At 41.4% G+C, this 13,540-nt stretch carries 10 protein-coding genes; 2 read left to right on the forward strand and 8 right to left on the reverse strand.

All coding sequences use genetic code 11. The annotated features are described in order from the left end of the window. Window positions 1–34 precede the first annotated feature (34 nt). Both OA91_RS16410 and OA91_RS16415 read left to right on the forward strand, forming a co-directional pair. Window positions 35–643: a gamma-glutamylcyclotransferase family protein gene (locus tag OA91_RS16410; protein ID WP_063339132.1), complete on the forward strand. Its 609-nt coding sequence runs from the start codon at window positions 35–37 to the stop codon at window positions 641–643. Then, a complete protein-coding gene (locus tag OA91_RS16415; RefSeq protein WP_063339133.1) occupies window positions 633–1,691 on the forward strand; it encodes a class I SAM-dependent methyltransferase in 1,059 nt (352 codons plus the stop codon). Before OA91_RS16410 ends, OA91_RS16415 begins: the two co-directional genes overlap by 11 nt. Window positions 1,692–1,779: 88 nt before the next feature. Here OA91_RS16415 and OA91_RS16420 read toward each other — a convergent pair whose 3' ends face one another. The 8 genes from OA91_RS16420 to polA all read right to left on the reverse strand — a co-directional run bounded on the left by OA91_RS16420 (window position 1,780) and on the right by polA (window position 13,389). Then, complete coding sequence (locus OA91_RS16420; RefSeq protein ID WP_046015477.1) at window positions 1,780–2,784, reverse strand: peptide ABC transporter ATP-binding protein; 1,005 nt, start codon at window positions 2,782–2,784, stop codon at window positions 1,780–1,782. Continuing rightward, window positions 2,781–3,749 (reverse strand): dipeptide ABC transporter ATP-binding protein, encoded by a 969-nt coding sequence (gene dppD / locus OA91_RS16425; RefSeq protein WP_046015478.1) that lies wholly within the window; start codon window positions 3,747–3,749, stop codon window positions 2,781–2,783. Before dppD ends, OA91_RS16420 begins: the two co-directional genes overlap by 4 nt. Before the next feature lie 9 nt (window positions 3,750–3,758). Next, on the reverse strand, window positions 3,759–4,694 hold the full coding sequence (gene dppC / locus OA91_RS16430; protein ID WP_082827981.1) for a dipeptide ABC transporter permease DppC: 936 nt from the start codon (window positions 4,692–4,694) through the stop codon (window positions 3,759–3,761). Between the two features lie 39 nt (window positions 4,695–4,733). Continuing rightward, window positions 4,734–5,744 (reverse strand): ABC transporter permease subunit, encoded by a 1,011-nt coding sequence (locus OA91_RS16435; RefSeq protein ID WP_046015479.1) that lies wholly within the window; start codon window positions 5,742–5,744, stop codon window positions 4,734–4,736. Window positions 5,745–5,859: 115 nt separating this feature from the next. Beyond that, on the reverse strand, window positions 5,860–7,458 hold the full coding sequence (locus tag OA91_RS16440) for an ABC transporter substrate-binding protein (protein WP_046015480.1): 1,599 nt from the start codon (window positions 7,456–7,458) through the stop codon (window positions 5,860–5,862). A 965-nt stretch (window positions 7,459–8,423) separates the two neighbouring features. Next, entirely contained in the window at window positions 8,424–9,050 is a 627-nt protein-coding gene (locus OA91_RS16445; protein ID WP_063339134.1) for an SGNH/GDSL hydrolase family protein, read from the reverse strand. Between the two features lie 134 nt (window positions 9,051–9,184). After that, a complete protein-coding gene (locus OA91_RS16450) occupies window positions 9,185–10,327 on the reverse strand; it encodes a GGDEF domain-containing protein (protein WP_063339135.1) in 1,143 nt (380 codons plus the stop codon). Between the two features lie 302 nt (window positions 10,328–10,629). Continuing rightward, complete coding sequence (polA, locus tag OA91_RS16455; protein ID WP_231870391.1) at window positions 10,630–13,389, reverse strand: DNA polymerase I; 2,760 nt, start codon at window positions 13,387–13,389, stop codon at window positions 10,630–10,632. Window positions 13,390–13,540: the final 151 nt, after the last annotated feature.

A 13,540-nucleotide genomic window follows, 5' to 3' on the forward strand; every position in this document is an offset into this window, starting at 1 on the left:
CTTCCTAGAAATCGTTAGAAAGTAGATAGTTTCCATGACAGATAAGAATCGACACTTTATTTTTGGCTATGGCAGTTTGATCAATGCTATCAGTCGAGCAAAAACAGGTGAAACAGGGCAAGTGTGGCCTGTGAGAATTGCGGGTTACCAAAGAAATTGGTCGGTTATGTCAACCGAGTATGGTATGAGCTCTGTGGCAGTGATTCCTGTGAAAGACGCCTATTGTAATGGTGTTCTGATTGAAATTGATGAGTCAGAAATCCCTTCTTTTGATGAAAGAGAAAGGGGTTATGAACGCTCTCAAGTGAGTTTAGAGCAACTGACTGCATATCAAGGGCAAAGTTTACCAGAAGGGACTATCTGGATTTATCATAGTCATGAAATCGCTCAACCGACTCAAGATTGCCCCATTGCTTTGAGTTATGTTGATGTGATTTTGTCTGGCTGCTTGTCCTTAGGTGAAAGCTTTGTGCAAGATTTCTTATCTCTCACAAAAGGTTGGCACCACCCTTTGATAAACGATAGACAAGCCCCACGCTATCCTAGAGTTCAACCAGAATTGAATACCAATGACTTTATATCGCTATTAGAGTCTGTTACTAAAAAATCTAAACAAGAGTTATCTGTATCTTATGAGTCTTAATTCAACCAGTTTATTGCTTGAGCGTTCTGCTTCGCAATTTACAGGCAAGGTGTTATTTGCCAATCCGGAAGACAGCTTCCCACTTACTCTCCTCGATCAAGCTGACTGCTTTGCTTGGTGCCAATCTAAGACAGTGTTTAATCAACTGTCTCGTGCTGGTATGGATGAGAGCAAAATGGCTTTTGCAGCCACTTGGGAGCATAACACTGCCGATTTTGACCATATCATTATTTATCAACCGAAAGCGAAAGAGCTTTTAGACTACCTGCTTGCGGTTTGTTTACCTCTATTAAAAATGGGTGGACAGGTTTGGTTAGTTGGAGACAACAAAAGTGGTGTTAAGTCGGCTTATAAGAAGCTAAATACCGGTCTAGAAAATGTGGGCAAGGTAGAAGGTGCGAAACACTGCCTATTATATGTGGGGGATAAACAAGCAGAGTCCCCTGCTTTTAACTATGAGAGCTGGGTGAAAACTTGGACTCAAGAGGTTGCGGGTAAAAGCATCATTCTAAAGAGTCTTCCTGGTGTTTTTGGCCACGGTAAGTTGGATCTAGGTACTAAACTCTTTTTAGAGCAGCTTGATCAACACCGATTTATGAGCCAAGTGAGCGATGCTCGCATGCTAGATTTTGGCTGTGGCGACGGTATCATTTCTATTTGGTTAGCCATGCATACTAATGCCCGCATTACGGCATTGGATGATAGCGCTTTGGCGATTGAAGCAACTAAAATGAGTTGTGAAGCCAATGGTGTGTTAGAGAAAATAACCTTCTTAGGTTCTAATGGGCTGACTGAAGTGAAGGGCAGATTTAACTACATCTTCTCTAATCCTCCTTTTCATAAGGGGACTGATACTGACTATTCGATTGCTGAGAATTTCATTATGAATGCGAAGCAGCATTTAACTTTAAATGGTGAGCTGTTTATTGTCGCCAATGATTTCTTGCGTTATCCATCTATCATAGATGCGGCTTTAGGTACGCATACACGCCTTAATCGTGCACAAGGTTTTGCTATCTACCACGCACGACAGAAGAAGCCTAAATAGAGTATTAGGCGTTCAAGGTATAAAAAAAACGGCTCGTTTTAAACAAGCCGCTTTTTTATTGTCTGCACTTTTTCAAACTAAGCTGGTATTAAACAAACTCTGCTAAACGACCTTCTTCAACTGCATGACAGGCAATCATTTGGTTTTCTGCTGCTTTTAAAACAGGTGCTTCTTGATTGCACTTGTCATTAGCATGCATACAACGACCATGAAAAGCACAACCCGCAGGTGGATTCAGTGGCGATGGCAGCTCCCCTTCAAGCTTGATACGAGTACGGCGTTTATCAGCATTGAGTTGAGGTGTACTAGACAATAGTGCTTGAGTATAAGGATGTTTAGGCGATCTAAAGATATCCTCTTTTTTACCTTGCTCAACGACCTTACCTAGATACATGACAATGACATCATCAGCGATATGCTCAACAACCGATAAGTCATGAGAAACAAACACATAGCTCAAACCAAACTCTTGCTGTAAGTCCATCATCAGGTTGAGTACCTGAGCTTGTACTGATACATCAAGGGCTGACACAGGCTCGTCAGCGACGATAATGTTAGGGTCTAGCATCAGGCCTCTAGCAATCGCAATACGTTGACGCTGACCACCAGAGAACATATGAGGGTATCTATCATAGTGTTCTTGCTTAAGGCCTACTTTCGCCATCATGCTCAAGGCTTTAGCTTTACGTTCTGCTTTACCCATATTGCTATTGATAACGAGAGGTTCTTCTAGAATCGCACCAATTTTTTTACGAGGGTTAAGTGAGCCGTAAGGGTTTTGGAATATGATCTGAATTTTCTGACGCAGCTTTTCTTGCTCAGATTTATTCAAATTAAGTAGATCCGCTCCTTCAAAGTCGATTTCGCCTGCTGTAGGTGTTTCTATCATGGTAAGCATGCGACCTAGGGTCGATTTACCACAACCTGATTCACCTACTACGGCAAGCGTACGTCCTTTCTCCAAAGTAAAGCTAACGCCATCTACCGCTTTCACGACAGCATCGTCTTTAAACAGTCCTTGTTTAACTTGGTAATGCTGTTTTAGTTCGCTGGCTTTAAGGATGACCTCAGCCGATGTATTTAACTGGCTCATAGACTTGGTCTCCCTTCATTGTTTAGAGGTGTGTGACATTTAACTTGGCGATCAAGTTCACCTTGTGTTGCCGGCTCAATTTCACGACATTCTGCGCTTGCATAAGGACAACGTGGGCTCAAAAGACAGCCTTTAGGTCTGTCATATTGGCCAGGCACCACACCTGGAAGGGCTTCTAATCGTGAAGCACCACTGGATGATTCAGGTAATGACTTCAAAAGTGCTTGAGTGTAAGGGTGCTTAGGACTTTTAAAGACTTCGCTAGCAGGGCCTGATTCAACAATTTGACCAGCGTACATAACAATGACTTTATGAGCGACTTCAGCAACGAGGGCAAGGTCGTGGGTAATCAAAACCAGACCCATTTTCTTTTTGCGCTGCAGGTCAATCAAGAGGTCAATAATTTGTGCCTGAATGGTAACATCCAAGGCTGTGGTCGGTTCATCAGCAATCAAAAGTTTAGGATTACAGGCAATCGCCATAGCAATCATAATACGTTGGCTCATACCGCCAGACAGTTGATGCGGATAAGCGCTTAAACGTGTCTCAGGGGCAGGAATACCTACTTGAGTAAGTAGCTCTATAGTACGCGCTTTGAGCTCTTTTTTGCTGCCACCCTGATGGGTTTTTAACGCTTCCATTATTTGATAACCCACATTAAAACAAGGGTTTAAGCTTGTCATAGGGTCTTGGAATATCATGGCAATATCAGAACCAGTGAGCTGACGTCTCTGCTTCTCAGGCATACTAAGTAGATCTTGCTGCTGAAAGCTCAGCTCTTTCGCTTCCACCTTACCAGGGAAGTCAATCAAGCCCATGATAGATAAGGAGCTAACACTTTTACCTGAGCCAGACTCACCTACTATACCTAATACTTCGCCTTCTTCTACTTTGTAACTAATATTGTCTACCGCTTTGAATTTACCAAAGGTGACGGAAAGGTTTTCGAGTTGTAACAGTGACATCACAACCTCCTACTGTTTCAACTTAGGGTCAAGAGCGTCGCGTAAACCATCGCCCATGAGGTTAAAGGCTAATACTGTGATAAGTATCATAAGACCTGGGAAGGTAACGACCCACCATGCACGTTGTACGAACTGCAAAGCATCCGCCAACATACTGCCCCATTCAGGAATAGGAGGCTGTGCACCTAAACCTAGAAAGCCTAGGGCTGCCATATCTAGAATGGCACTGGAGAAACCAAGGGTTGCCTGTACGATTAAGGGCGCTAAACAGTTAGGTAAAACGCATACAAACATAAGGCGAAGCGGGCTTGCACCTAATACGCGTGAAGAGGTGACATAGTCTTTACTCATCTCTGCTAAGGTTGCGGCACGCGTTAACCTGACATAATGAGGTAAAGATACCACCGAGATAGCTAGTGCAGCATTGACTATGCTTGGTCCTAAAATCGCAACGATAGCGATTGCTAAAAGTAAGCTAGGCATCGCTAACATAATGTCAACAATACGCATAATGGCAGTATCAACAATGCCACGGTTATAACCGGCGATTAAGCCAAGAAAGATGCCGACAACCAAAGACGCTGATACTGCAACTAGTCCGACAGAAAGTGACAATCTGGCACCATGCATAAGGCGCGATAAAATATCACGACCAACGTCATCAGTACCTAAGATATATTGCCAGTTTCCACCTTCTAGCCATGCGGGAGGCAGTAGCAACGCCGAGCGGTTTTGTATGGATGGCGTGTGGGGCGCGATCCAATCGGCAAAAAGGGCGATAAAACAGATAAAAACAATAAAGATAAAACCAGCGAGTGCGCCTTTGTTTGCACTGAAATAATGCCAAAACTCTTGAAATGGCGTCATAGGTACGGGGGCATTATCGTAAGCTGCATCTTGTTCTTTTGTGCTTGCACTGTCAGATGTTTGTGTTTGATTCATCATTTATTCCTAGTGACTTTTCCTAATTGCATTGATACGTAATTAATTACTGTGTCGAATGCGCGGGTTAATGATGCCGTAGGTCAGGTCGACTAACAGATTGACTATGATAATGATGGTGGCAACGATCAGTATGCCTCCTTGAACAACGGGATAATCACGACGTCCAATAGATTCAATTAACCATTTACCGATACCGGGCCAAGCAAAAACGGTTTCCGTTAAAATCGCGCCACTTAACAGTATGCCGACTTGGAGACCGATAACGGTTATCACAGGAATAAGCGCATTACGTAGCGCGTGAATGACGATGACGCGCCAAGGTGCTATGCCTTTAGAGCGAGCAGTACGTATATAGTCTTCGCTCAGAACTTCTAGCATAGAAGAGCGCGTCATACGGGCGATTACCGCCATAGGGATGGTGCCGAGTACAATACTAGGTAATATTAGATGAGAAACGGCTGAGCTGAATGCGCCTTCTTCATCAGACAATAGAGAGTCAATCAACATAAAGCCAGTGACATCTTCTATCCAGAAAACGACGTCTATGCGCCCCGATACTGGGGTCCAGCCCAGATTAACTGAGAACACCAGCATAAGAAGCAATGCCCACCAAAAAATTGGCATGGAATACCCAGTAAGTGAGAAGGTCATCACCGAGTGATCAAATAAGGTGCCTCGCCTTACAGCCGCAATAATTCCTGCTGGCAAACCGACTAGGATAGCAAAAATAGCGGCACAAAAAGCCAGCTCGACCGTGGCTGGAAATAGGGTTAAAAATTCACTTAAGACTGGCTCGCGTGTAACAAGTGAATTGCCCAAATCACCTTGAAAAATCCCTTTTACATATTGGAAGTATTGAATGTAGAGCGGCTGATCTAAGCCAAGTTCTGCACTCAATTTGGCGTGTCTCTCCGCTGAAACGCCACGCTCACCAGCCATAACCTCGATAGGGTCACCTGGAATAAGTCGAATAAGGGTAAAAGTCAGTAATGTGATACCAATAAATGTTGGTATTACTAAGCTGAGTCGTTTGAAAATAAACTGAAACATAGTGAATCTCTAGATGGTGAGTTTCTTTGTAAGAAACTGATCTCTAAGAAAAAGGAGGGATAAGAAAAAAACTGGAGAACCAAGCCCCACGCTTGATTCCCCAGAATTCTTGCTACTACTTCTCTAAACTAACGTTATAGAAGTGGTGACCGCCAAGTGGGTCAATCTTGTAGCCTTTAACTTCTTTACGAATTGGCTCGTACACAACAGAGTGTGCCACTGTGATCCAAGGCGCTTCTTGCTTGAAGATTTGCTGTGCTTCTTCATAGTAAGTTGTACGTTGTGCTTGGTTAGAGGTTTCCTTAGCTTTGATCAATAGATTGTCAAAGTCAGTGTTACACCACTGTGCACGGTTAGAACCGCCTACGCCATCACAACCAAGTAGTACGTATAGGAAGTTGTCTGGGTCACCATTATCACCAGTCCAACCTAGTAGTACGGTATCATGCTCACCCTTCTTAGAACGGTTTAGATACTCACCCCACTCATAGGAAACAATTTCAGCTTTAACGCCAACTTTAGCCCAGTCTTCCTGCATAACTTCCGCCATACGACGCGCATTTGGGTTGTAAGGACGTTGAACAGGCATTGCCCAAATATTGGTATCGAAGCCATTTTCATAACCCGCTTCTTTCAACAACTGCTTAGCTTTCACTGGGTCATAGTTGTAATCAATAACTTTATTGTTATATGACCACATTGTTGGTGGCAGTGGGTTTTTAGCAATTTTACCAGAACCTTGGAAAACGGTATCGATAATGGCTTGCTTGTTGGTTGCGTAGTTCAAGGCTTGACGCACTTTCGGGTTAGTGAAAGGTTCTTTTTGCGTATTGAAACCTAGGTAACCTACGTTCAGACCTTCTTGGCTCATCAAGTTGATGCTTGGGTCATTTTTCATTTGATCCAAATCAGCAGGATTTGGATAAGGCATAGCATGACATTCGCCCGCTTTCAGTTTAGCGTAACGAACAGAAGCATCTGGTGTGATAGCAAACACTAGACGATCAATTTTTGCTTTACCTTTCCAGTAATCTTTAAAGGCTGTGTAACGAATCAAAGAGTCTTTTTGATACTGAACTTTTTGGAAAGGGCCTGTTGCTACTGGGTCAATATCTAGTTTTTCAGGCGTACCTTTTTTCATCAAGTAATCTGCTTGTTCAGCAGAGAAGATAGATGCAAAGTCCATTGCTAGGTTAGCTAGGAAAGGTGCTTCTGGCTGGTTAAGCTCAAATTTCACTGTGTAATCATCAACACGTACTATGTCTTTGATCAAACTATCCATACCCATACCTGTGAAGTACTCATAAGAGCCGCCAGATACTTTATGGTAAGGGTGGTTTGTGTCCCACTGACGAGCGAATGAGAAGATTACATCATCTGCATTAAAGTCACGGGTTGGTTTGAAAGATTTTGAAGAATGGAACTTCACACCTTTACGTAGGTGGAAGGTATAGGTTTTACCGTCGTTAGAAACTTCATAGCTTTCAGCAAGACCAGGTTCTGTTTGAGTCGTACCTAGTTTAAATTCTAGTAAGCGGTTGAACATGCTTTTTGATGACGCATCAAAAGTTGTTCCCGCTGTGTAAAACGCTGGGTTGAAACCTTCTGGGCTACCTTCAGAGCAATATACGAAGGTAGATGCTGCACTTGCTGATGTTGAAATTGCGGAGGAGGCTAAAATAGCCAGCGACAATGCTGTTAACCCTTTTTTCATTTTCTATCTCCAAAACTTATTATTATGTGAAAAACGAAGAAGTCGAATCAGGTATTACTTTTGATATGTATTTTTATAGAAGGAAGTTCGCCCTGTACTTAAACTAAAGCACCCTGCTCAGCACTTCGACATACAAAGCAGGGTGGTAAAGCTCTCATCCTTGAGCCCTCTTTAGCCTAAATCTAACCTCTCCTATGCAGAGGCAAGATCTAAGGCCTGTTCGAAGACTACTTAAGCCCATCGCCAAGACCAATCGAAATAACGATATGCGCTATGCAGATAATGAATAGAAAGAATGAATAAGGTGTGCCAAGGTTCGATGATTAAAGGCTTTACAGATATTTTGGAAAAAACTGAAAGAGTCTCATTTTATTCAATTTAGCGTCAGATTTTGCAACTAATAAGAAAAATAAGCTGAAAATCAGACCTAATCACTATTTATTTATTCTCAGACTAATCCGTTTTGTTATGGCTTCATATTGTATTTTTATGTGTTTCTAGCTAGTTGAGATCTGACTGAGAAAAGGGATAAAAGAGTAAAATGCTAAGGGCTTATTTCATTAAGTTTTATGGTATACATATAAGCAAACTTTGCAAATTTGGATGCAAACTTCAACATAATGAAAGCAATCTAGCTCTTTTTATGGAGATCAAACATGCCTTTTTATTGTGTTAAAAGATTCAAGCTTACGCAAAAAGTAGGCCTACTTTGCCTGTGGATAAAAATGTTAACGAAATTTTTTGTTAGTGCAAAAAATATACATATATGAGTTTTGTTTTAATCGGTGGGTAAAATATTGAAAGTAAGATTTCTAGCATAAAAGCTTAACGGTAAGTACTCACTTATAAGTGTTACTTGAGGGCTATAAAGAAACATTATAATTTTTAACGCTTAAGTTAGTGAGAATGAAAGCAAGTTCGTTTTCATTCTCACTAATTTAACTCTAGGATTGAAAAACAAAGAGTTAGGCTCTAATTAAGTCGGTAATGATAGGAAATAAAGTAGCGGCTAAGGTGTTATTTCCCTCAGTATCTAGATGAACACCGTCTTGAACACTAGGCTGTAGCAGGCCAGCCGCATTCACAAAAACACAGTCATTCTGCAATGCAACCTTCTGATAGGCTTGGTGGAAGCCACGAGACTTTTCTACTCCGCCTTTAAAGATATCAGCAGCTTCGCCTATTGGGGATAAAATGTTCGGCGGGGCAATTACTATGATATGTGGATTAGGAAATTGATGGTTATTTGGTTCTCTTACTTTCTTGATAATCTGCTCTACCCCTTTCGCCGCCTCATAGGCACTGGCATTGAAATAACGTTTTAGGTCATTCGTTCCTAACATTATGATGAGTAGATCAACAGGGCCAAAAATCTCCATAGCTGATTGTACAAAGCGAGCACCATTTCGACCTTCATTAAAGGGGTCATCCCAAATGGTTGTTCGACCAGGTAAACCAAAGTTAATAACTTTATGCTGAGAGCCTAATAATTCATTAAGCATCTCTGGCCAGCGGCAGTGAGTTGGAAAGCGTCCGCCATTAGGTGATGCTCCCCAAGTTAAAGAGTCGCCATAACACAGGATAGTTGCCATAGTTAACCTCCGAGAATCAATTTATCTAATTGTTCTATAGAGTGTAGCTAGCATTTTTATGAATAGAGAAGTTATAGCTGTTATTCCTGATAAGGAATATTTATATGAAATGTTGCAGCATACCTAATGGACCATTAGGTATGACATGCGACTTGGTTACGGCCAAGTAATTTAGCTTGATAGAGTGCCTTGTCTGATTGACGAATTAAGTGCTCTATCCCATTGGCGTTTACCTGATGATGAGCAACGCCAAAGCTTAAAGAAATACGGAAGCTATCTTGGTTAATTTCATACTCATTATTATGAATGTTTTCCCTTAATGTATCCGCTAAGGCACGAGCTTGATTAATCGAGCAATCAAATAAGGCGATAACAAACTCTTCCCCACCCCATCTTGCAACCAAGCTCTCTTTCGTGAAGTTAAGCTTGGTATGCTCTTTCAGCTCATGTGCTATTTGTTCCAGTATTTGATCACCATAACTATGGCCATGGTTGTCGTTAATGGTTTTGAAATAATCGATGTCGCAGGAAATAATCGCCACTTCTTGGTAACGACAAGACTTAGCTTGATAGAGCTCGAAAAAACCTCGTCGGTTTAAGAGACCAGTTAGTGAATCTTTCTTACTTAAGCTTCTCACCGCTTTATAGTGGTTAAAGCTAAACGCTGTCATTATGCCAATGTTATTAAGAATTAAGGATATGGTATGAGCTACCACCACTATGCCAAGGATCAGCATGGGTTCTATCGATTCAAGGAGCAAATAGCAACGCAATATTTCAATTAACAAGATAATGAAGTGGGCGCTCAAGGTAATGAAATGCCCAATGTTCTTTTCTTTTTTGAATTGTTTGTAATAGATAAACGCAAAGTAACTGTGAATGCAGCCCGAGACTAATGCTTGGCCATAACTGCGTAAGCTTATGTCATCACTGGCACCTGGTGACCAATAAATAATGCAGTAAGCTAAAAGTGTCGCGGCAATCAAATAATAATTGATTGCGTGTCTGAGAAAGCGGCTCGTTGCAATATAGTAGATAATAATAGCGGCGTAATAAAAGGCTGCGGCGAGAGAGATAGGGACATAAAAAAAGTCGAAGATTCGGCTGATATATAAAACCCAAGCAACGCCAAAAATCATAAAGGAGATGCAGAAAACTTTTAAGCTATCCTGTTCTTCACGATAGTAAGCCACTAGGTTCATTAGAATAATGTTGGCCAAAATAATAATGCCTGTGCCTAGGGTCATACCAATAGATATGAGATCTGAAAGCGACATTTAAGCTCCCGTTAGTATCCATAGCAAAGGACAATAATGCTCTATCGAATTGAAATACTTACCTATTTCAAGGAATCTAATAGGATTCACTCGGTTTTATTGCGCTATAACTTATTTGGATAATTTATTGTTGTATTATCCGTATAGGTTATGTGCTTTTTTGTATCTAAACAAGTAAAAATTCTATTAATTTTTACTTAAATTCACCAACTTTCAACGTTCAAAAAACTTTCATAATGTGGTGCTTTTTGAGCGTAAAAAAGCCGGACGAATCCGGCTTTTAAAACTCAATGTCTAGCCTGTTAGTGAGCTTGATCCCAAGTGTCACCAATACCTGCTTCGACTAATAGGGGTACATCGATACTGCTGGTGTTTTCCATTATGTCTAAGATCTTTTCTTGCGCGGCACTTAAGTCACTTTCTTTGACTTCAAAAATCAATTCATCGTGTACTTGAAGAATCATTTTGATATCAAGTTCTGTGTCTTTTAACCAAGCATGCATCTCAATCATAGCGCGCTTAATAATGTCAGCTGCTGTACCTTGCATAGGAGCATTAATCGCTGTTCTTTCAGCTGCTTGGCGCATCATGGCATTGCTGGCTTTAATATCTGGTAAATATAGACGACGACCAAATAAGGTTTCAACATAGCCTTTTTCACGTGCCATTTCACGTGTGTTTTCCATATAGGTTCTTACCCCTGGGTAACGCTCAAAGTATCTCTGTATGTACTTTTGAGCCTCAGGTCTACCTATACCTAATTGTTTAGCAAGACCAAAAGCAGACATGCCATAGATCAAACCAAAGTTGATGGCTTTGGCTCTACGTCTTTGTTCACCTGTTACCTCATCTAGAGCGACCTCAAAGACTTCAGCTGCTGTGGCTTTATGTACATCTTTGTTATTTGCAAAGGCTTCTAACAAACCAGGGTCTTGCGACAGGTGTGACATAATACGCAGCTCGATTTGAGAGTAATCGGCAGCGATTAGTTTATAGCCTTTTGGTGCAATAAAGGCTTGGCGAATACGACGCCCTTCAGCAGTACGAATAGGGATGTTCTGCAAGTTTGGATCCGTAGAGGATAAACGACCTGTAGCTGTTACCGCTTGATGATAGGAAGTATGGATACGGCCTGTTTTTTGGATCATTTCGGGCAGCTTGTCAGTATAAGTCGATTTCAGTTTAGACAGACTTCTGTGCTCCATGATCAAACGTGGTAGCTCATAGTCCAACGCCAACTCTTGTAAAATAGGTTCAGCGGTAGAAGGCTGCCCCTTAGGCGTTTTCTTTAGTACCGGCAGCTCTAACTTCACAAATAAAATTTCTTGTAACTGCTTTGGTGAGCTTAGATTAAATGCTTGTCCAGCTACTTCATGGGCTTTAATTTCTAACTCTTCAAGACGAGTGGCGATTTCACTGCTTTGCTCATGTAGCAGATCTGGGTCAATCAGTGCGCCAGTTTGCTCCATCTTAGCCAAAACGGGTACCAGTGGTAGCTCTATCTCTTTAAATACAGAAACTAGTTCTGGTGTTTTTTCTAACTTTGTCCAAATTGCCTGATGTAATCTAAAAGTAATATCGGCATCTTCAGCAGCGTAAAAAGCCGCCTCTTCTAGATCTATCTGGTTAAAGGTTTTTTGCTTGGCACCTTTACCTGCAATTTCTTCAAAGCTGACAGACTTATGGGAAAGGAACTTCTTCGCTAAGCTGTCCATATCATGACGATTTGCAGTTGAGTTAAAAATATAAGACTCAAGCATGGTATCGAACTCAATACCTTTAAGTTCAATGTCATAGTTAGCTAAAACATTGGCGTCATATTTGAGGTGCTGGCCCACTTTTAATTGAGACGCATCTTCTAAAAGCGGCTTAATTTGTGCCAATACCCAATCTCTATCAAGCTGCTCTGGCGCACCTTCATAATCATGGGCAACAGGAATATAGGCTGCCTTGCCTGCTTCAACGCTGACAGATAAGCCAACGAGTTCTGCAGCCATATAGTTAAGGCTGGTGGTTTCGGTATCTAAGGCGAAAAGAGGTGCTTGTTGGATTTTATCAAGCCAAATAGCGAAGTGTTCTTTATCTAGCACAGTCTCATAACTAATCTCGACCGCTTCAACTTTGGCCTCTTCTGCTTCGGCGCCGCCTTCTTCATCTGCTGTTGGTTTATCTAGCTCTTTTAACCAAGTTTTAAACTCAAGCTTGCTAAACCATTCTTTTAACTCTTCTTTATTTCGTGGAGAGTTACTTAAAGTGGTAGAATCAAAATCTAATTCAACATCACATTTAATGGTTGCCAGTTGATAAGACAAGAACGCCATATCCTTGTTATCTTCCATCTTCTTAGACAGTGTTTTTGCGCCGCGAAAGCTTAACCCTGCAATTTCATCAAGGCGAGAGTAGATGCTTTCTAGGCTACCTAGACCTTGCAGCAGGCCCAGTGCTGTTTTTTCGCCGACACCAGGCACACCAGGAATGTTATCTACCTTGTCTCCCATAAGTGCAAGGAAGTCGATAATGAGCTCTGGACCAATACCAAACTTATTTTTAACACCTTCAATATCCATCACTGTATCTGTCATGGTATTTACTAAGGTTACTTTATCTGTAACCAATTGAGCCATGTCTTTATCGCCAGTAGAAACGATTACTTCTCGACCTGTTTCACCAACAATTTTAGCAATGGTACCAATCACATCATCTGCTTCTACGCCGCCGATACTGATTAAAGGCAATCCCATTGCTTTTATGATGCTATGAATAGGCTCTATTTGTAGACGTAAATCATCAGGCATGGAAGGACGCTGAGCCTTATATTCAGGATACATGTCGTCTCGGAAGGTTTTACCTTTAGCATCAAAAATCACGACTATGGGCGAGTCCGCATAGGTCTTAATCAAGCTTTTAATCATGCTAGTCACACCACGAATGGCATTGGTTGGCTGGCCATCACTGGTACTTAAAGGTGGTATGGCATGAAATGCACGATATAAATAAGACGACCCATCCACAAGGATCATAGGGGCTGTTGCAGGTTTTGAGGCTTTGTCTTCGGCCGACATGGAAACTGTCTCCATCAGGGTGCTAGTCAAAAAGAAAATAATTTAAAAATACTGGGGCTTAGGTTAACACAGGATAGATGTATTAAATATCTAGCAAAAAATTAAATAAAAATGTTTATAACTATATAAAAACCTTTAAAAACAATATCTA

It is taken from the genome of Marinomonas sp. SBI8L, from assembly GCF_001624705.1.
Taxonomy (GTDB): domain Bacteria; phylum Pseudomonadota; class Gammaproteobacteria; order Pseudomonadales; family Marinomonadaceae; genus Marinomonas.